The 18569-nt window shown below is 60.6% G+C and carries 14 protein-coding genes; 7 read left to right on the top strand and 7 right to left on the bottom strand.

All coding sequences use genetic code 11. The features are described from left to right. Positions 1-122: 122 nt before the first annotated feature. A complete protein-coding gene (gene xseA, locus B0E33_RS06875) occupies positions 123-1685 on the top strand; it encodes an exodeoxyribonuclease VII large subunit (protein WP_077290771.1) in 1563 nt (520 codons plus the stop codon). Positions 1686-1805: 120 nt separating this feature from the next. Then, positions 1806-2402, top strand: coding sequence for a DUF805 domain-containing protein (locus B0E33_RS06880; protein WP_023002119.1), 597 nt, complete (start codon positions 1806-1808; stop codon positions 2400-2402). A gap of 93 nt (positions 2403-2495) precedes the next feature. Here the strand turns inward: B0E33_RS06880 and B0E33_RS06885 are convergent, their stop codons facing one another. The 5 genes from B0E33_RS06885 to B0E33_RS06905 form a co-directional block, all read right to left on the bottom strand. After that, positions 2496-3866 carry a TRAP transporter large permease gene (locus tag B0E33_RS06885; protein WP_077290772.1) on the bottom strand — a complete coding sequence of 457 codons (1371 nt, stop codon included), beginning with the start codon at positions 3864-3866 and terminating at the stop codon, positions 2496-2498. After that, positions 3863-4507 (bottom strand): TRAP transporter small permease subunit, encoded by a 645-nt coding sequence (locus B0E33_RS06890; protein WP_023002121.1) that lies wholly within the window; start codon positions 4505-4507, stop codon positions 3863-3865. The genes B0E33_RS06885 and B0E33_RS06890 overlap by 4 nt, the downstream gene beginning before the upstream one ends. Positions 4508-4583: 76 nt before the next feature. Continuing rightward, positions 4584-5600, bottom strand: a complete 1017-nt coding sequence (locus tag B0E33_RS06895) for a C4-dicarboxylate TRAP transporter substrate-binding protein (protein ID WP_075284590.1) — start codon at positions 5598-5600, stop codon at positions 4584-4586. Positions 5601-6040: 440 nt separating this feature from the next. Then, entirely contained in the window at positions 6041-7435 is a 1395-nt protein-coding gene (locus B0E33_RS06900) for a sigma-54-dependent transcriptional regulator (protein ID WP_077290773.1), read from the bottom strand. Then, positions 7432-9252, bottom strand: coding sequence for a sensor histidine kinase (locus tag B0E33_RS06905; protein WP_077290774.1), 1821 nt, complete (start codon positions 9250-9252; stop codon positions 7432-7434). Before B0E33_RS06905 ends, B0E33_RS06900 begins: the two co-directional genes overlap by 4 nt. A gap of 155 nt (positions 9253-9407) precedes the next feature. Between B0E33_RS06905 and B0E33_RS06910 the strand changes: the two genes are divergently transcribed. Continuing rightward, entirely contained in the window at positions 9408-10241 is an 834-nt protein-coding gene (locus B0E33_RS06910) for a universal stress protein (protein WP_055657672.1), read from the top strand. Between the two features lie 251 nt (positions 10242-10492). Beyond that, entirely contained in the window at positions 10493-13222 is a 2730-nt protein-coding gene (locus tag B0E33_RS06915) for a bifunctional acetate--CoA ligase family protein/GNAT family N-acetyltransferase (RefSeq protein WP_077290775.1), read from the top strand. 126 nt (positions 13223-13348) lie between these two features. Here B0E33_RS06915 and B0E33_RS06920 read toward each other — a convergent pair whose 3' ends face one another. After that, positions 13349-14611 carry a urate hydroxylase PuuD gene (locus tag B0E33_RS06920; protein WP_077290776.1) on the bottom strand — a complete coding sequence of 421 codons (1263 nt, stop codon included), beginning with the start codon at positions 14609-14611 and terminating at the stop codon, positions 13349-13351. A 122-nt stretch (positions 14612-14733) separates the two neighbouring features. Between B0E33_RS06920 and B0E33_RS06925 the strand changes: the two genes are divergently transcribed. Beyond that, entirely contained in the window at positions 14734-15654 is a 921-nt protein-coding gene (locus B0E33_RS06925) for a LysR family transcriptional regulator (RefSeq protein WP_077293173.1), read from the top strand. A 31-nt stretch (positions 15655-15685) separates the two neighbouring features. On the opposite strand, the gene B0E33_RS06930 is transcribed toward B0E33_RS06925, so the two are convergent. Next, a complete protein-coding gene (locus tag B0E33_RS06930) occupies positions 15686-16621 on the bottom strand; it encodes a LysR substrate-binding domain-containing protein (RefSeq protein WP_077293174.1) in 936 nt (311 codons plus the stop codon). Positions 16622-16758: 137 nt separating this feature from the next. Here B0E33_RS06930 and B0E33_RS06935 point away from each other — a divergent pair, with 137 nt between their 5' ends. Further along, positions 16759-17235 (top strand): TRAP transporter small permease, encoded by a 477-nt coding sequence (locus B0E33_RS06935; protein WP_055659371.1) that lies wholly within the window; start codon positions 16759-16761, stop codon positions 17233-17235. Further along, on the top strand, positions 17232-18530 hold the full coding sequence (locus tag B0E33_RS06940; RefSeq protein ID WP_077290777.1) for a TRAP transporter large permease: 1299 nt from the start codon (positions 17232-17234) through the stop codon (positions 18528-18530). The genes B0E33_RS06935 and B0E33_RS06940 overlap by 4 nt, the downstream gene beginning before the upstream one ends. Positions 18531-18569 lie beyond the last annotated feature (39 nt).

The following is an 18569-nucleotide window of genomic DNA, read 5'->3' on the forward strand; positions in this document are numbered from 1 at the left end:
ATTCTTACGCGCCTGCTTAAGCCGTATCTTCTTTTCCCAAGCCTTGGGCAAAGGCGGTCCGCACGGTCCTTGACCCTGCCTCCCCGAACGGCCACTTTCGGGGCAGAAGAGGAATCACCTGCGTGAGCGAAACCCAGTCCAACGTCGCCGAATTCTCAGTCTCCGAAATTTCCTTCTCCATCAAGCGTACGATGGAGGATGCTTTCGGTTACGTGCGTGTGCGCGGCGAGCTGGGCCGGATCTCCCGGCCGGGGTCCGGTCACATCTATCTGGACCTGAAGGACGACCGCTCGGTCCTGTCCGGTGTTATCTGGCGCGGAGCAGCCTCCAAGCTGAAGATCCAGCCTGAACAGGGGTTGGAGGTGATTGCCACCGGCAAGATCACCACGTTCCCGGGCCAGTCGAAATACCAGATGGTGATCGACTCCCTGGAACCGGCGGGAGCTGGCGCCCTGATGGCGCTGTTGGAAGAGCGAAAGAAGAAACTTGCTGCGGAAGGCCTTTTCGCGGAGGAGCGCAAGCGCCCGCTGCCGCCCTTGCCGAGTGTCATCGGCGTGGTTACTTCGCCGACCGGTGCCGTCATCCGCGATATCCTGCACCGGATCGCAGACCGCTTTCCGCTGCATGTGCTGGTCTGGCCGGTCCGCGTCCAGGGCGAGACCTCGGGTGCGGAAGTCGCCAACGGCATTCGCGGCTTCAACGCCCTGCAACCCGGCGGACCGATCCCGCGACCGGACGTCCTGATCGTAGCCCGCGGAGGCGGCAGCATCGAGGACCTGTGGGGCTTCAACGAGGAAGCGGTCGTCCGCGCAGCCGCAGACAGCCAGATCCCGCTGATCTCGGCCGTCGGACATGAAACCGACTGGACGCTGATCGACCTTGCCGCCGACCTGCGCGCCCCGACGCCGACAGGCGCAGCCGAATTTGCCGTGCCGGTGAAGGCCGAGCTGATGGCCATGGTCGACGACCGTTCCCGCAGGCTCAATTCGGGCCTGGTGCGGTTCGTGACTTCCCGGCGCACAGAACTGCGCGCCGCCAGCGCCGCCCTGCCCGCGCCGCAAGACCTTCTCGCCCTGCCGCGCCAGAAATTCGACACGCTGGCCAGCAGCCTGGAACGCGCACTGATCGTGAGCACCAGAACGCACCGGACCCATTACCAGAATTTTGCAGGACGCCTGTCACCGTTGCTCCTGTCTCGCCTGAGCACGAAAGCCCGGCAGGATCTTGTCCAGGCGAGCGAGCGGAAGCAGCGCGCGCTGCAAGTCGCGGTCTCGCAAAAGCGGCATGCCTTCGAAGCCCTGGCCGTGCGGCTGACACCGGCCCGGCTCGCCCAGCAGACGACGCTCGGGACCGAGCGCCTGTCCGGTCTGGGTGACCGGCTTGACCGGGCCTATCTTGCCCGTCTTTCGCAGGAAAAGGCGCGCCTTGACGGTTTGCAGAAACTCCTGAAGTCGCTTTCCTACAAGGATGTACTTGCACGCGGGTATGCCGTGGTGCGCGACGACAGCGGGCAGCCGGTACGCTCGGCAGCAGCGATCGCGTCTGGTGCAGCCCTTTCCATAGAACTGGCGGACGGTACGGTTGACGCCGTCGCGCTCAGCGACAGTGCCGGCCCGAAGCCTGCCAAAGTGAAAAAACCGGCGACCGGCAAGGGACCGGCAACCAGCCAGGGCAGCCTTTTCTGAACGGGTAGAAAACCCTCCGCAATTTCACCAAGATTTAACCACGTCCCTTACGTCAATCTTAAGCCGGCTCGCGTAAGGTTACCTTCGTTCTGACAAGAAATTTTCGGACGGGGGATACTCATGCCTGTGCAGCGCAAGCAATTTGGAAAACGTGGACTGGACCCGCAAGGTCAGGGCCAGTGGGGCCCGAGCCAGAACGGCTATTCGGGCAACAATGCCTATGCTTCGAGCGCCGGCGGGTATGCGCGCGCCGGAGGCGCCGCCGTTCAGGTTGCCGGCGACAGCAGTCTTTCCATCATCGATGCGGTGATGCAGTTCCTCGGTTTCTTTTTCAGCTTCAACGGCCGCATCGGCAGGCTCGGTTACTGGGGTATCGGCACATTCAACCTGATCATGATGGTCGCGGTCATCTTTGCCTATTTCACCGCGATCGAGAACGAGATTCAATACTACGCAAACGCGGACGAACTACTGGCAAGCGGAAGTGGACTGACCATGTGGTTGCTGATCCTGCCGTTCTCCATTTCGAACCTCTCCGTTCAGGTTCGCCGGTTCCACGACAGGGATGTGTCGGGCTATTGGCTGCTCGTCTGGTTCATCCCGATTGTCGGCAGTCTTTTCGCCCTCTGTCAGGGGTTCGCCAACATGTTCTTCTCCGGCACACAGGGACCCAACCGGTTCGATACGCCGCAGAGCCAGGCTCACATCTTCGATTAACCCGAACCCGGGGCAATTCCCCGGCCAGCAACAAAAAACGCCGCCGGAAAGACCTTCCGGCGGCGTTTTGTTTTCTTCATCTCGGCTTTCCCGTCAGGCCATCAGCTCGGGCAGGATGGTGATGATCGAGGGGAATGCCAAAAGGCCTGCGATGGTCAGGACGTCCGCGACGAAGAACGGTACGCAGCCGCGGAAAACTTCCTGCACCGGAATATCCGGCCGCACTCCCGAGACAACGAAACAGTTCAACCCGATCGGTGGTGTGATCAGACAGAGTTCCGCCATCTTCACCACCAGAATGCCGAACCAGATCGAACAGGCCTCACCCGACATGCCGAACGCACTGTCGGCAGCCGACACGCCTTCACCGCCGTTCAGCGCCATCACCGCAGGATAGACCACCGGCAGCGTGAGGATGAGCATGCCGATCGCATCCATGAACATGCCGAGAACGGCGTAAGCCAGGAGGATGCAGACCATCACCACCCAGGGCGAATAATCCAGGGCGACGATGAAGTCCCTGAAAGCGTCCGGCAGGCCGGCGAAACCCAGGAACCGCACGTAGACAAGCACGCCCCAGATCAGGGTGAAGATCATCACCGTCAGTTTCGCGGTCTCGTGCAAGGCCTGGCCGAGCTGCTTGGTGCGCATGCCTTTCATGAACGCAACGACCAGCACCACGAAGGCTCCGAGCGAACCGGCTTCGGTCGGGGTGGCCAGACCGAAGAAGAACGAACAGAAGATGATCGCGACGACGGCGATGATCGGCAGGGTTCCGGGGACGCTTTCAAAGCGCTCTTTCCACGTAAAGCCGCCGACCGGTGGTGCATCGCCACGCCAGGCGGCAACGGCCACGATGATGCCGACGTAGATCAATGCCGAGAACACGCCCGGCAGGAAACCGGCGATCAAGAGCTTGCCGACCGACTGTTCCACCAGAATGGCGTAGATCACCAGGATTGCGGACGGCGGGATGAGCGAGGCCAGCGTGCCACCGGCGGCAACGACGGCAGCCGACAGTCGTTTGGAATAACCGGCGGCCAGCATTTCGGGAATGGCGACGCGCGCAAAGACCGCGGCCGTTGCCACAGATGCACCTGATACAGCTGCGAAACCGGCGGTGGAGAACACCGTGCCCACGGCCATGCCGCCCGGCAGCCAACCCAGCCAGCGCTTCGCCGCTTCGAAAAGCTGCTTGGTAAACCCGGCGTAGAAAGCCAGGAAGCCGATCAGAATGAATGTCGGCAGCACCGACAGGGCATAGGTGACCGACTTGGAATGCGGGATCGTGCCGGCCATCTGCAAGGCCACGAAGAAGCCTTTCGAGAATCCCATTTTCAGGGAGAACAGCACGATAAGGCCGACCAGTCCCGTAAAGGCCGCGGCAAAAGCCACACGCACACCCAAGACAACGAGGACCAGCAGGACGCCGGTCATCAGGAGGCCAACTTCAAACGGCGTCATCGCGCGCCTCCTTCTTCCACGTCATCGCCAAAGGCTTCTTCGATCTCGTGTTTGGCGTGTTCCTCGACACCCTCGATCATCGGCACGCAATAGGCTTCACGAGACGGGTTCACGACCAGACGGGCGTACCCGTAGATCTGCATGCACAGGCGCAGGAACAGGAGACTGAGCGCGACCGGAACCATCAGCTTGGACGGCCAGGTTGGCAGGCGGATATCCATGGTGCTGTCGCCGATCGTCCAGGACCGGTCGAAATGGTACCAGGAGCCCCAGATCAGGAGCGCGACCGTGAAGGCGATCAGGATGACACCCAGCATTTCGCAGATGTAAAGCGTCCGGCCGCTGAGCCGGCCGAGCACGATCTCCATGCGGATATGGCCCCCGACGCGTTGGCAATAGGCAATACCGGCGAAAGCGAAGATGGCCATTGCCTGTTCGGTGATGTCGATGAAGCCGGGTACCGGGGTGTTGAAGCCCAGGCGGCCGACAACCTGAAGGACAGCCAGCAGCATCAAGGCCAGGATGGCTCCTGCGGCAAACAGGTTGAAGGCATTCTCGACGTGAGCGAGCCAGCCGTCAAAGCGGATATAGGTGACCGGGCGCTCCGAAACGGAACGTCCTCCGGGATCGATTGTGTTCATGAGTTAAGCCCCGAGCATTGGCTTCCCGGCGCAGGTCGCGCCGGGAAGAGTGTGAAACAGTCCAGGCTTGCCGGGCTTATTCCGCGAGGGTCGACTTGACCATGTCCAGGATGTCCTGCGCCGGCAGACCGTTGGCGGACTGCTCTTCCACCCAGGCGGCCTGGATCGGACCGGCCTTTTCGGCAAAGGCAGCCAGTTCGGCATCGGAGAACTCAATCTGCGTCACACCGCGGCTTTCCAGTTCCGGCCACCACTTTTCGTAGACCTTGTCATAGGTCTCCAGGTAATGCGCCAGGGCCGGCTCAACCGAGCTGTCGAGAGCTGCCTTGAAGTCGTCCGGAAGGGCATTGTAAGCGTCGATGTTCACGATCACCGGGCACTGCACGGTTCCCGGGTTCAGGTTCTTGGTCCACCAGTTGGCGACTTCAACCACCTTGAACGACAGATGCGCATGCGGTGCGAAGCTGGCAGCCGCCACCGTGCCGGAATCAATCGCCTGATAGGTTTCCGAAGCGGTCACGGAGGTCGGCACCGCGCCGACAGATTCCATCAACTGGCCGATGCCGCCAAGGGCACGCACGCGCATGCCGTCAAAGTCGGAAATCGAGCTCGGCACATCGCCCTTGCCAGCAAAGTTGTACTGCGGCATCGGCGAAGGCATCAGAGCCTGAGCGTTCCAGCGGCCAAGGTCTTCCTTAACGGCGGGATGCTCATAGAGCTTCATCGATACCTTGATTTCCTGGTCTAGGTCCTTCACGCCCAGGAACGGCAGTTCCAGAACCGTCAAGCTCGGGTTCTTGTCCGGGTGATAGGAGGCGCAGATCTGCGCCATTTCGAACGCACCGAAGGAAATACCGTCGAGGTTCTCGCGAGACTTCGACAGGGCTTCGCCGTACTGCAGTTTGATTTCGAACTTGCCGTCGGTCTTTGCGGCCACTTCTTCGGCCAGCTTTTCGACATGCTCGGTAAACGCACGGCGCTTGCCCCAGAGCGACACGTTCCAGGTTACGTCGGCGGCGAAGGTTTCGGTGGCGAATACCAGAGACAGCGCAGCCGCGGATACAGCGGTTGCGGATTTCAGTGAAAAGAGCATGCAATCCTCCCAAGACGTTTGCTCATTTCCTTGACAGCTCGGCCTGAACACCTCCGCGCACAAGCCCGTGCCAAGTCGATGAGCCTGTAGCATGACCCGTGCCAGTTCTTGCTGGCAACACTTTCCGGCAGGAAATCGATGCTTCTTTCCGCCCCACCCTCGAATTGCTGCAGTGCAGCTCGGCAAGATCTTGCCGATAGCCCGATACCCTCGGCGGATTTCCGCCGGTTCGGGATGATGTGGGGAGCTTGTCTGCCAGCTTCGAACCGCCGTCTCATGTCCCGATTACCTCCATCCTGAGGAGGACCATCAGGTCTTTCTCGAAGGATGCGCAGCACACTCGGGAGCCAGCGGCCCGTCCTTCGAGACAGCGCTCACGGGCTTCCTCAGGATGAGGCTGGATGTTGGAGCATCGTTCGGGTGAATGCTCTCGGGAATGCCTATCCCTCGACAGTCTCGGCATTCGCCTGATCGCGGCTGAGGCCGAGGCGGGTCATTTTTTCGTTGAGCGTTCGCCGCGGCAGGTTGAGTTCCTGCATCACGTCGGCCATCCGCCCACCGTGACGACGCAAGGCACCTTCGATCAGGTTGCGCTCATAGGCGTCCATCAGCTCCTTCAGTCCACCTTCAACGGGAACCGGTCCCGTTTCCCGCTGGCCGGTCACCAGTTCTTCCAGCGGCTGCGGCGAGACCGGTGCGTTGAGCACGAAGCGCTCGGCGGCGTTGCGCAGCTCCCGGACGTTTCCGGGCCAGCCATAGGTCTGCAGGAACGCCTCGTCGCGAGCGCTTGTGGCCGGGGCATCCAGACCATACTGGGCGGCGAAGCGGTTCAGGAACGTGTCGAACAGCAGGAGCGCATCACGGCCTCGTTCGCGCAGTGGCGGTACCCGCAGTTCAATCGTATTCAGCCGGAAGAGCAGGTCCTCGCGCAGCCGTCCGCTGCGCACAGCTTCCCTGGGGTCGACATTGGCGGCGCTGACCAGACGGATATCGACATCGACGGGTCTTGTGCCGCCGATACGGTCTACCTTTTTCTCCTGCAGCACGCGCAACAGCTTCGGCTGCAACGCCAGCGGCATGGAGACAATCTCGTCCAGGAACAGGACGCCGCCACTTGCCGCCTCGATCCTTCCTGTCCTTTGCTTGTCTGCACCGGTGAAAGCGCCGGCCTCATGGCCGAACAGCTCCGCTTCCACCATGGCCTCCGGCAGGGCTGCCGCGTTGATCGCCATGAAAGGCCCCGCCTTGCGCGGGCTGAAATCATGCAGAGCCTGGGCAATCACTTCCTTGCCTGTGCCGGTTTCACCGGTAATGAGAACCGCAGCATCCGTTGCAGCAAAATGCAGGATTTGCTGGCGCAGGGCCTGCATGGCGGGGCTATTGCCGATCAGGCGGCTTTCCAGACCCGCGCTATCGAGCAATTGCGTGCGTAGCGAACGGTTCTCCAGAACAAGCGCACGCCTGTCACACGCCCGGCGAACCACGTCGGCAATCAGATCTGGATCGAACGGCTTTTCGACAAAGTCATAGGCCCCGGCCCGCATCGCCTCGACCGCCATCGGCACATCGCCGTGACCGGTAATCAGCACCACTGGAAGATCCGCGTCGAGCGCCCCGATCTTGCGCAGAAGCGAGACGCCGTCTTCCCCGTCCAGCATCACATCCGAAACGACGCAACCCCGGAATTCGGCGGACAATCTGGCAAGCGCCTGACCTGCCGTTGCAACTTCATGGGTTTCAAAACCTGCAAGTCTTATCCATTGCCGCAGGGCCGCGCGCATGGACGGATCGTCGTCGACGATGAGGACTGGAATCTTCTGGGAAAGGTCGGTCATTCTGCGGCTTCTGGTTCCCGTTCGGTCCTGGTGCCGGAGGCCCTGTCACCGGCGCTGTCACTGGCTCTTTCACTGGCTTTCTCGCCGGACAAGGCAGGCAGACGCAATTCGAACACAGCACCCTTGGGGGTGTTTGCACGCACCGACAAGCTGCCGCCCAGGTCCTCCGCGAGCCGCATCGATATGGCAAGGCCGAGCCCCATGCCCCCGCTGCTGGTCTTGGTGGAAAAGAACGGGTCGAAGATCCGTTCCTTCAGGTCCTCCGGGATGCCGGGGCCGTTATCGGAAATTGCCAGCACCAGCTCTGTCCCTTGCCGTTCCGCGTGCAGTTTGACTTCACCGGCCTCTTCGCCCGCCGTTGCATCGGCACCGTTGCGCAAGAGATTGACCAGGATCTGCTCGATCCTGAGCGGAGCGGTTTCCGCCTCCAGCGGATCGGGCGGAAGGTCCAGTTTCAAAAGGCAGCCGGTCTCTTCAAACCGGGGCCGCACGATCTTTTCGGCGGTCCGGACACTTTCTGTCAGGTCAATCTTCTCGATACGGCTTTCACCGGGCCGCGCAAAGCGCTTCAGTTCCTGCGTGAGGCTGGCCATGCGCATCTGCAGGGAATCGATTTCGTCAAGGTTTTCCGAGGCGGTTTCCGTGTCGCCCTTTTCCAGGAACTTGCGTGTTCCGGCAACGAACATGCGCAAGGCCGCCAGCGGCTGGCTGAGTTCGTGCACGACTGCCGCGGACATTTCGCCCACAGCCGCCAGACGGCTGGAGCGGGCAAGGCCGCGCTGTGCTTCCAGAAGCTCTTTTTCAACGCGCCGCCGTTCCTGAATCTCCTCCACCAGACGGGTGTTCAGCTCTTTCAGTCCGGCCGATTCCTGACGCAGCAACGCGGAGGCCTGGCGCAGACGCCGACCGCGCAGTACAAGGACAATGACCGCATATACAAGGCAGAGCGAAATGGTTGCCGCCCAGATCGGCAGCACGCTCTTGCGGGTCTCTTCCACCGGGACCAGGAAATGCAGGGTCCAGCCAAGCAGGCCGACATCCGCCGAATTGTGCCGGTAGTTCTTGCCGTCGATGACGAGCTGCTGTCTTTCCTGATCCAAACTATCGCTGACCGGGGACAATTCCCGACCGGCATACTGGCGCGTTGCCTCAATCATCTGGCGCACCTCCTGCGGCAGCGCCGTCAACGTCCGGTAGCGCCAATCGGGCTGGCTCGACAGGAAAATCACGCCATTGGCGTCGGAGGCAAAGACGGTCTCACCACCTTCGGCCCAGGCTTCTTCCAGGGGGCCCATGTCCACCTTGACCACAGCCACACCAACCGGCTTGCCGCTGACCGGCGTCGGCCGTGCCAGGAACAAGCCCGGCTCGTCCGAGGTCGCGCCGATTGCAAAGAAGCGACCTTCCTCGCCTTCAATGGCGGCTGAAAAATAAGGCCTGAAACCGTAGTTTCGGCCGACCAGCGACAAGTCTTCCTGCCAGTTGCTGGACGCCAGGGTCGTGCCTTCAGCATTCATGACATAGAGCAGATCCACGCCTGAATTTTCGGCCATTTCCTGCAGGAACCGATTGGCGCTTTCCGATGGCTGGCCAAGGCCCAGCGCTGACGTTGCGCGGGGATCCCGCGCAATCATGTAAGGCAGATAGCGGTACTTCTGATATTCGCCCAAAATCGTCTGGCGATAAAGCGTCAGCCGCTCGGCGGCCTTCCTGTCAACGCTGTCCTCATCCAGCTCCATGAAGAGCTGAACCAGCATGAAGGCGACAGCCACGAGCAGGAACGGTGGCAGGGCCAGATAGAGCCAGCGGTTTGACATGGCTCCATATTGCGCATTTTTTTCATTCCCGCCACCCGACCGGCTATCAGAACAAGTTGGTGACATTGATGCGCGTCAAGGACTCACCACATTCAGACCTATAGATTTTTAACGAGGCTGGTTCGATGACATGATACCGGCCGCTGGAGGGATATATGCCTATCAAAGATATTTTGACCGTTCTGGATCTCGCAGGTGACCAGCCGGCCGCCAAATACGCCCTGGAATTCGGCCGAAACTACGATGCCCATGTCACCGGACTGGCTGTGTCGTTCGAGCCGGTCGTTCCCGCATTCGCGGCCGCGCCGATGCCGGTCGACTATTTGCAGGCAGCACACGAACAGGCGGTTGCCGCGGCCACCGAGGCCAAGAAGGAATTCGACGAGCTGGCCCGTCTGGCAGGTGTGAAGAGCGAAAGCAGGCTCGCGGAAATCCTCACCGGCGGCCCCCTGGAAAACGTGCTGGTTCATTGCCGCCCGACAGACCTGGTGGTCATCGGTCAGGCCAATCCGGACAAGCCGGAGCCGATGCGTGAACTCTTGATCGAGACCGTCCTGTTTGAAAGCGGCGTACCGGTTCTGCTTGTGCCTTACATCGGCAGCAAATCCTTCCAGCCGAAGAACGTGCTGGTTGGCTGGGACGGCAGCTCCACCGCGACACGGGCCATCCATGCGGCTCTGCCCGTTCTGGAAAAGGCGGAGAAGATCACGGTCCTGGTCGTCGAGAAGAAAGCCACGAAAGCAACCGGCCAACCGGGTGCCGACGTCGCCAACTATCTGGCACGCCACAACATGGATGTCACCGTCGAGGTTGTCACCAACCCGCAAGCCGGCATTGCCGACACGGTGCTCAACCATGTCTCCGACAACAGCAACGATCTGGTTGTGATGGGCGGTTACGGCCACAGCCGCATGCGTGAATTCCTGTTCGGCGGGGCAACCCGGGAAATCCTGGAAGCCATGACCGTACCGGTTCTGATGGCCCATTAAGCCACTGGCGCACACTCGATCGCCGAGATTTTGCGATGCATGAAGCCCGCGAACCTGACACACTCCGGTCCGCGGGCTTTTTTTGACCGGAAAACATGATGAAACTGCAGGCTCGAAACACCGGCAAGGCCGGACGCTCGTCTGCAACCACCCTGTTGTTTTTCGCTTCTTGTTCGTGAATTTTGCGACGCGAGACCTAGGTTCGTTTCAGACGCCTTGTTCCTTGCGGAGCTTTTCAAAGGATCGATCTCATGACCATTCGCAACCTCGACGGTTTCTTTGCGCCAGGATCGATAGCCATTATCGGCCCTTGCAGGCATCCGGGCGTCCTGACCAGCAAGTTGATTTCCTGCCTGCAGGATATCGAGGCCGGCCATCCGGTAACGCTCGTCGGGATCGACGAGGATGTCCCTTTCAAGGGCCGAAAGGTCGCTCGGCTGGCCGATCTGGAGAAAATGCCGGATCTGGCAATTTATCTCGCCAAAGCGGAAGCGCTGCCGGAAAAGATCCGGATCCTTGCTGCCGGTGGAACCAAGGCCGTGCTTATCCCTTCGCCCGGATTTGAAACTTGGCCTGAAGAGTTGCTTCAGGAGTGCCGCGAAGCCGCGCAGGCGACGAACTTGCGACTTATCGGACCAGGCACGCTTGGCCTTGCCGTTCCCGCCAGGGGACTTAACGCACTCCTCAGCGCGGAGCGCCCCGAAAAGGGGGAAGTCGCGTTTTTCGCTCGTTCCGGTACCGTGCTCAATGCAACGCTTTCCTGGGCGAAGACCCACAACACCGGATTTTCCGCTGTCGTTTCTCTCGGCGCGCGGATGGATGTCGATATCAGCGACCTGATCGACTATTTCGCGCAGGACTATCATACCCGTGCGATCGTGCTTCACCTGGAAGGCATCGCGGTCCCGCGAAAGTTCATTTCCGCCGCCAGGGCAGCTGCCCGCAGCAAGCCGGTAATCGTGATCCGCTCCGGCAAGAGCCGGGATACAGGCGGCTCGGGCAGAACCCACGCCGGGCGACTCGCACGAACTGACCGGGTCTATGAGACCGTGTTTCGCCGCACCGGCCTTTTGCGGGTGCATGATCTTGACGAGATGTTCGAGGCACTGGAAACCCTCTCCCACATTCGCGTTCCCCGCTGCGACAAGCTTGCCGTCATTGCGAACGGGCGCAGTCTTGCCAGTCTTGCCGTCGACAGGCTGATGGATCTGGGCGGCTCCTTCGCCGAGCTTGGCACCGAAACTCGAACAGCCCTTGAAGACACCAGCCGGAGCCATGCCGGCCTGTCGGTGACACCCGCTGCCGATGGTTCGGTAATCCTGAAGGAGAACGTGACACCGGAACAGATCACCGAGGCAATCGTCACGGTGTTGAAAGATCCGAATGTGGATGGTGCGGTCGTGCTTCAGGCTGCCAGTGCCTTCCAGCCCTTGTCGGCCATCGCAAAGGCAATTGCCGATGCGGCGGCACTGGACAGGCGACGCACCGGGCGGCGCAAGGCCCTTGTCGCCGGTCTTATCGGTGGTGATGGGGCAACGCGTGCTGCCCTTTCCCAAGCGCGCATCCCGAACTATGCCAGCCCGGCAGAGGCTGCCCGCAGCCTGATGCATCTGGCGCATGATGCGCAGGCGCGCGAATTCCTTATGGCGGCCCCGGCCAGCCTGCCCAGCACGTTTTCACCTGATGTTGCGCGGGCACGCGGCATTGTCACAGCGGCGCTACAGGAAGACCGCACCTGGCTCAGCCCGCCGGAAGTGGTCTCCGTTCTGGAAGCATATGATCTGCCGATCATGGCAACCGCCATGGCGACAACGCCAGAGGAAGCCGGCAAACTGTCGGAGCCTTTCTTCAAGACCGCGGCTCATTGCGTTGCCAAGCTGATTTCACCGGATCTGCCGTTCAAGTCGCGCATCGATGGTGTGCGGCTGGGGCTGGAAAGCCCTGAAGCCGTCCGTCACGCGGCACAAGAACTGATCGAAAAGACCAGACGGGACTACCCGGACGCCCGGATCGCCGGGCTCTCCATTCATCCGATGCTGGAAGACCGGCACGGGCTGGAACTTTATATGGGCGTTGCCGAAACACAGGACTTCGGCCCGGTCCTGGTGTTCGGCCATGGTGGTACCGCAATCGAGGAAAGCGAAGACGTCGCGCTGGAATTGCCGCCGCTGGATCTCAATCTGGCAGAAGCACTGATTTCCCGCACACGAATTGCCAGGCTTCTGGATGGCGGACCGGCGCGCCCAGCCCTCGACAAGGCAGCCCTTGCCCAGGCGCTGGTGAAACTCTCCCAGATCACCATCGATATTCCCGAGATACAGGAACTCGACATCAACCCACTGGTTGCCCTGCCGAGCGGGCTTATCGGGCTCGATGCCCGCATGACGTTGTGCCATCCGGAAAAGCGACCGGGACGTGCCGGCAGTTCCCGCCTGGCCATCGCCCCCTATCCCCAGGAATGGGAACAGACACTTGAGTTGAAGGATGGGCACGAGATCTTCATCCGGCCCGTGCGCCCGGAGGACGAGGACCTGTTCAAGACGTTTTTCGAGCAGGTAACACCCGAAGACCTGCGCCTAAGGTTCTTTGCACCTGTGCGCGATTTCAGCCACAGGTTCCTGTCCCGGCTGACGCAGCTCGACTATGCCCGCGCAATCGCCTTTGCTGCCATCGAACCCAAAGACGGCAGTTTGCTCGGCGTCGTCCGCCTGCACGCGGATCCCGACCATCAAACCGGCGAATACGCGATCATGGTCCGCTCCGACCTGAAGGGACAGGGCCTCGGCTGGACCTTGATGAAACTGCTCATTCGCTACGCCAGGGAAGACGGCATCGAGGTCATCAAGGGCGAGGTTCTGAAAGAAAACACCTCGATGATCTCCATGTGCCAGTCGCTCGGCTTTTCCGTCGGCACTTCTCCGGACGATCCCGGCATAGCCCTCGTGACGCTGCCTGTGGCGGAAGTGCCGGAACAAATCTGAACGCGTTGCGCAGTCCGCAACGCATCTGATTGCCGTTTGCCTGTCAGCACGCCCACATGGGCGTTGCCCCAAACAAAAAACGCTCCCCGCAAGGAGGAGCGTCCCGGGTGGTTCATCTGCAGATGCTCAGTGCGTTGCGGCCATACCGAAAGGCAGTTGTTCGCGGGCGTTCTTGTACCATTCGATGATCTTCTTGCGCTCGTCTTCTTCCATGAAGGAGACGTTGGCGGGCGGCATGGCGTTGGTAACGCCTGCCTGGAGGTAGATCTGCTTTGCGGCGCGCACGACGTCTGCCTTGGTTTCCAGATGCAGGCCCTTGGGTGCCCAGTGGATGCCTTCGTAGAAGGGTTCGCGGGCGTGGCACATGCCGCAGCGGCCGGGAATGATGTTCATGACATCATCGATGCCTTCCGCATTGGCGAATACCTGTTCGGTCTGCGTCAGCGGACGGGCCTCCGAAGCTTCCCAGGTATCCTGCTGGAGCGGTGCCATGGACAGCTGGATAATGGCGACGAACAGGATCGCCGTTGCCAGCCAGGTCCAGGTCGGTGCCGGAGCACCCGTGTGCTTGGTGTTGAAGTAATGCCGGATGGTGACCCCCATCAGGAAGACAAGGGCAGCGATCAACCAGTTGTATTCCGAGGCGAAGGCGAGCGGGTAGTGGTTGCTCAGCATGAGGAACACGACCGGCAGGGTCAGGTAGTTGTTGTGGGTGGAGCGCAGCTTGGCGATCTTGCCGTATTTTGCGTCCGGGGTCCGCCCTGCCTTCAGGTCCGCCACCACGATCTTCTGATTCGGAATGATGATGAAGAACACGTTCGCGGTCATGATCGTCGCGGTGAAGGCACCGAGATGCAGCATGGTGGCGCGGCCGGTGAAGATCTCGTTGTACCCGTATCCCATGGCCACCAGCAGCGCGAACAGCAGCAGCATCAGCAGCGTCGGGCTTTCGCCGAGCTTCGACTTGCACAGCCGGTCATAAACCAGCCAGCCGATGGTCAGAGAACCGGCGGAAATCAGGATACCCTGCCACAGGGCAAGATCGGCCTTTGCCGGATCGATCAGGTAAAGCTCGCCGCCGACCCAGTAGACGACCATCAGGAGAGCCGCGCCGGACAGCCACGTGGAATAGCTTTCCCATTTGAACCAGACCAAGTGTTCCGGCATGTTTTCCGGGGCCACCAGGAACTTGCGGATGTGATAGAAGCCGCCGCCGTGGACTTGCCATTCCTCGCCATGGGCACCCTTGGGCAGGTCCGGGGCTTTCTTCAGGCCAAGGTCCAACGCGACGAAATAGAACGACGAGCCGATCCAGGCCATCGCCGTAATCACGTGCAGCCAGCGAACCGCAAAGGCGATCCAGTCCCAAATGATGGCAATGTCCAGCATTGCTTCCCCTCCAAATTCGTTTGACCCAAGCTAGCTCATGCAAGAATTTTCTGGTATCTCGGGATAATTCCGAGCAGTTTCAAAAAAATCGGAACAATAAACCGGCCCGGTTGGACATCCTCATGGCGTATCTGGAAAACATCCGAACCTTTCTGCGCGTTTACGAGCTGGGCAACATGTCCGCCGCCGCACGCGATCTGCGGATTTCCTCCGCCGTCGCGTCGTCGCGGGTGTCCCAACTGGAAGAGCACCTGAACGTTCGCCTGTTCCAGCGAACCACCCGAGCCCTTAGCCCGACAGAGCATGGCAACTTGTTCTATCGCGGTGCAACAAAAATAATCGAGGCGGTGGAAGAAGCAGAAGCGGAGATCAGCAATGTCACCCGTTCACCGCGCGGCACGCTGTTTGTTGCCGCCCCCATCGGCATGGGCCAGCGGCTGATCGCCCCGGCGATCCCGAAATTCAAGGAAGCCAATCCGCTGATCGACATTCGCCTGCGCCTGTCCGACCGCAAGGTCGACCTGACGGGCGAAGGTCTCGATGCCGCGTTCTTCCTTGGCCTGCCGGAAGATTCCAATCTCAAGATCCGCAAGATCGCCGATTGCGACCGGCTGCTTTGCGCCTCTCCGGAGTATCTCGCCCGCAAGGGCAACCCGAAAACAAGCGACGAGCTTGCCGCCGGCCGCCATGACTGCCTCAACATGCGTTATCCCGGTGCACCGGAATTCCAGTGGCCGCTGCAGACGGAAAATGGCGTCAAGCGCGTCGCAGTGTCCGGCCCGTTCGAATCCGACCATGGCGATGTCCTGACCGGCTGGGCGCTGGAAGGCCACGGCATCGTGCTGAAACCGACATTTGAAGTTGCCGACTATCTGGCTTCGGGAAAACTGGTGCCGGTGCTCGAAAACGAACCGCCAATCCCGGTGCAGATGGCCTGCCTTTACACGCACCGCCGCCGCCAGGACCCGAAAGTACGCCTGTTCCTGGATTTCATGGTGGCGCATATCCAGAAGTCACTGGCGGAGTTGGCGAACGCCCACTGAGGGTTAGCCTTCTCACCTCTTCACCAAGACCTCATGGAAGATCGCGGAGACCGGCGGCTCTCTCCACGAGTGCCTTGATCTCGGCACGCAAAACCTCAGCAAAGCTTTTCACCAGCAGGGAAAGCGGCCGGTTGGCCGGAGTAAGCAGCGACATGTTGAGGAAGCACTCCGGCTTGAAAGGCCGGAAGACCAGGCTGTTCCGGTCGCCGAAACTTTCCTGGTGGCTGATCGCCGACAACCCCTCGCAGATCGTGTAGCACAGACCTTCGGAAACCAGCTGCAGCGCGGGCAGAAACGTCCTGAGCTCGAAGCGTTTGTTGAGCCTTGCTCCCGCCTCATTGAAGGCCTTGCGGGTCTGTTCGCTGATCGAGTGATCGTCAAACAGCATCGCCATCGGCTTGCCATCAAGATCAGCGGGTGTGATGACTTTCTTGCGGGCAAGCGGATCGTCCTTCGGCACAGCGCAGACCCCCGGCAAGGCAAAGACTTCCGAGATAATGGTCCGCCGCGGCTCCGGTGTTTCGGCAAAGCCGATATCGTATTGCTGGGAGGCGATCCAATCGGTGACGACGGGCGATGAGCGCATCATCAGCGAGGCTTCGATGTCCGGTTTATCCCGCAAGAAGTTGGCCAGAACCCGGGGCATGAAGAAACTGGAGGCAGCCGGATTGCAGGCAATACGCAGCTTGCCTTTTTCCAGGTTGCCGATGTCCTGCAGCGTGCGGGTGGAACGTGTCAGCCGTTCCAGTAGAAACTCCGCTTCCTCCAGAAAATAATGCGCTTCGGGCTTGGGCACGAGGCGGCCGCGTTCTCGCTCGAACAGCTGGAAGCCGACCTCCCGTTCCAACCCTGCGATCATGGCGCTGACGGCAGGCTGCGTTCGCCCCAGCGCACGCCCTGCTTCGGAGACGGATCCGGTGCGCATCACCTGCACGAAAGTCTGCAATTGGCGGAAGGAGAGGTTCATAACCAAACTATAAAGTCACTCTATCAAAGTAGCAATATTTCGAATTTGCCTTTATGGATTAGCCAACTCCATACTCCCCTTCCAGACAGAGGGTGTTCGAGCGCCAAAAAAAGGGCGCCAACAATACGGGGGTGGTTTTGGAACGGTTCACGCAGTGCCTTTTGACGGCTCTGATCCTGATCGTTGCGCTTGGCCAGTTTGTTCAGGTCGTCACGCGCTACGTGCTTCAGGTCCCGGTGATGGGGCTGGAAGAAACGATCATGTATCCGACGCTGTGGCTCTATATTTTCGGCGCGGTCAACGCCTCGCGGGAAAACAGCCACATCCGCGCCAACGTCCTTGAAATCTTTCTCAAGACAGAGCGCCAGCACACCATACTGGCCATCGTCGGCGAGTTGATCAGCCTCGTTGTCGGCATCTGGCTGCTGACCTGGGCGTGGGACTACACCCGCTATGCCTGGCGGGTCTGGCGCGAGAGCCCGACCCTTTACATCCCGACCTTCTATGCAGATGTCGCGCTGGTCGTCGGGCTGGTGCTGATGATGGCCTACACCGTCACCTATCTGCTGATGCATGTCCGCAGCCTGCGGACGGCGGAAGGAGGCGCACGATGATCGAGATCGCGCTTCTGGCCATTCTTGTTCTGGTTATCACGCTGACCCTGGGCGTCCCGCTGCCCTGGTGCTTCGGCGCCGCACTGATGGTCATGTATTTCATCGGCGACGTAACCATGAAAGGCATGGTACTCTGGGGCTTCCAGCAGCTCGGCAACCCGGCGCTGCTTGCCATTCCTCTGTTCGTTCTGGCCGGCACCATCATGTCGGAAAGCGGAATTGCGGCGGCCTTACTGCGGTTCGTCAATGCCTTTGTCGGTCATGTCCGTGGTGGTCTGGGTGTCGTCGCGGCGGTCAGCTGTGCCATCATCGGTGCAATTTCCGGTTCGGGCCTCACCGGTATTTCCGCCATCGGGCCTCTGCTCATTCCCGAAATGGAAAAGCGCGGTTATCCGCGGGAATACGCCACCGCGCTGATCGCAAACTCGTCGATCCTCGGCCTGTTGATCCCGCCGTCCCTCTCCATGATCCTGTTCGGCTGGGTAACGGACACGTCGATTGCAGCCTGTTTCCTGGCAACGCTCGGCCCGGGCCTCCTGATCATGTTCAACTTCTCGGCCGTGAACCTCTGGATGGCGCGCAAGTTCAACCTGGTTCTGGACGAAAAGCCGACTGCGCGAGAGTTCACCGCCGATATCACGAAACGCGGCATCTATGCCTTTCCGGCCCTCCTGATGCCGGTGATGATCCTTGGCGGCATCTACGGCGGCATCATGACACCGACCGAATCCGCCGCCCTTGCCGTCATCTACGCAATCCCGGTCGGCTTCCTGATTTACAGGGGCCTGCGTCTCGACAACTTCCTCTTTGCCGGCAAGGAAGCGGCAACGGCTGTCGGCGCGATCATGCTGATGATCCTGTTTTCCATGATCCTGGGGCAGATGTTCGTCTATGAGGGCGTGCCGCAGAAACTGGTCAGCGTCATCTTCGGCATCACCGAGAACAAGGTCGTTCTGCTGATCCTCATCAACATCCTGCTCTTCCTGATCGGCATGGTCGTCAACGATGCCACCGCCATCATCCTGGTGGCGCCGCTTCTGCTGCCGCTGATGCAGGCGCTTGACATCAGCCCGGTCCAGTTCGCCGCGATCATGGGCGTCAACACCGCCATGGGTGGGGTCACCCCGCCCTATGCGTCGATCCTCTATCTCGGCGCACGCATCGGCAAGGTGAAGGTCACCAAGGTCATTCCGCCGGCGATGTTCCTGGTGCTCACGGGATATGTGCCGGTGGTCTTCCTGACCTCTTTCTGGCCGGATCTTTCACTCTACCTGCCGCGTCTCTTTGGCTACTGAGCCGGCTCATAAACACAGAACCGAACCGACTTTCTTGGG

The sequence above is a fragment of the Roseibium algicola genome, assembly GCF_001999245.1.
GTDB classification, from domain to species: domain Bacteria; phylum Pseudomonadota; class Alphaproteobacteria; order Rhizobiales; family Stappiaceae; genus Roseibium; species Roseibium algicola.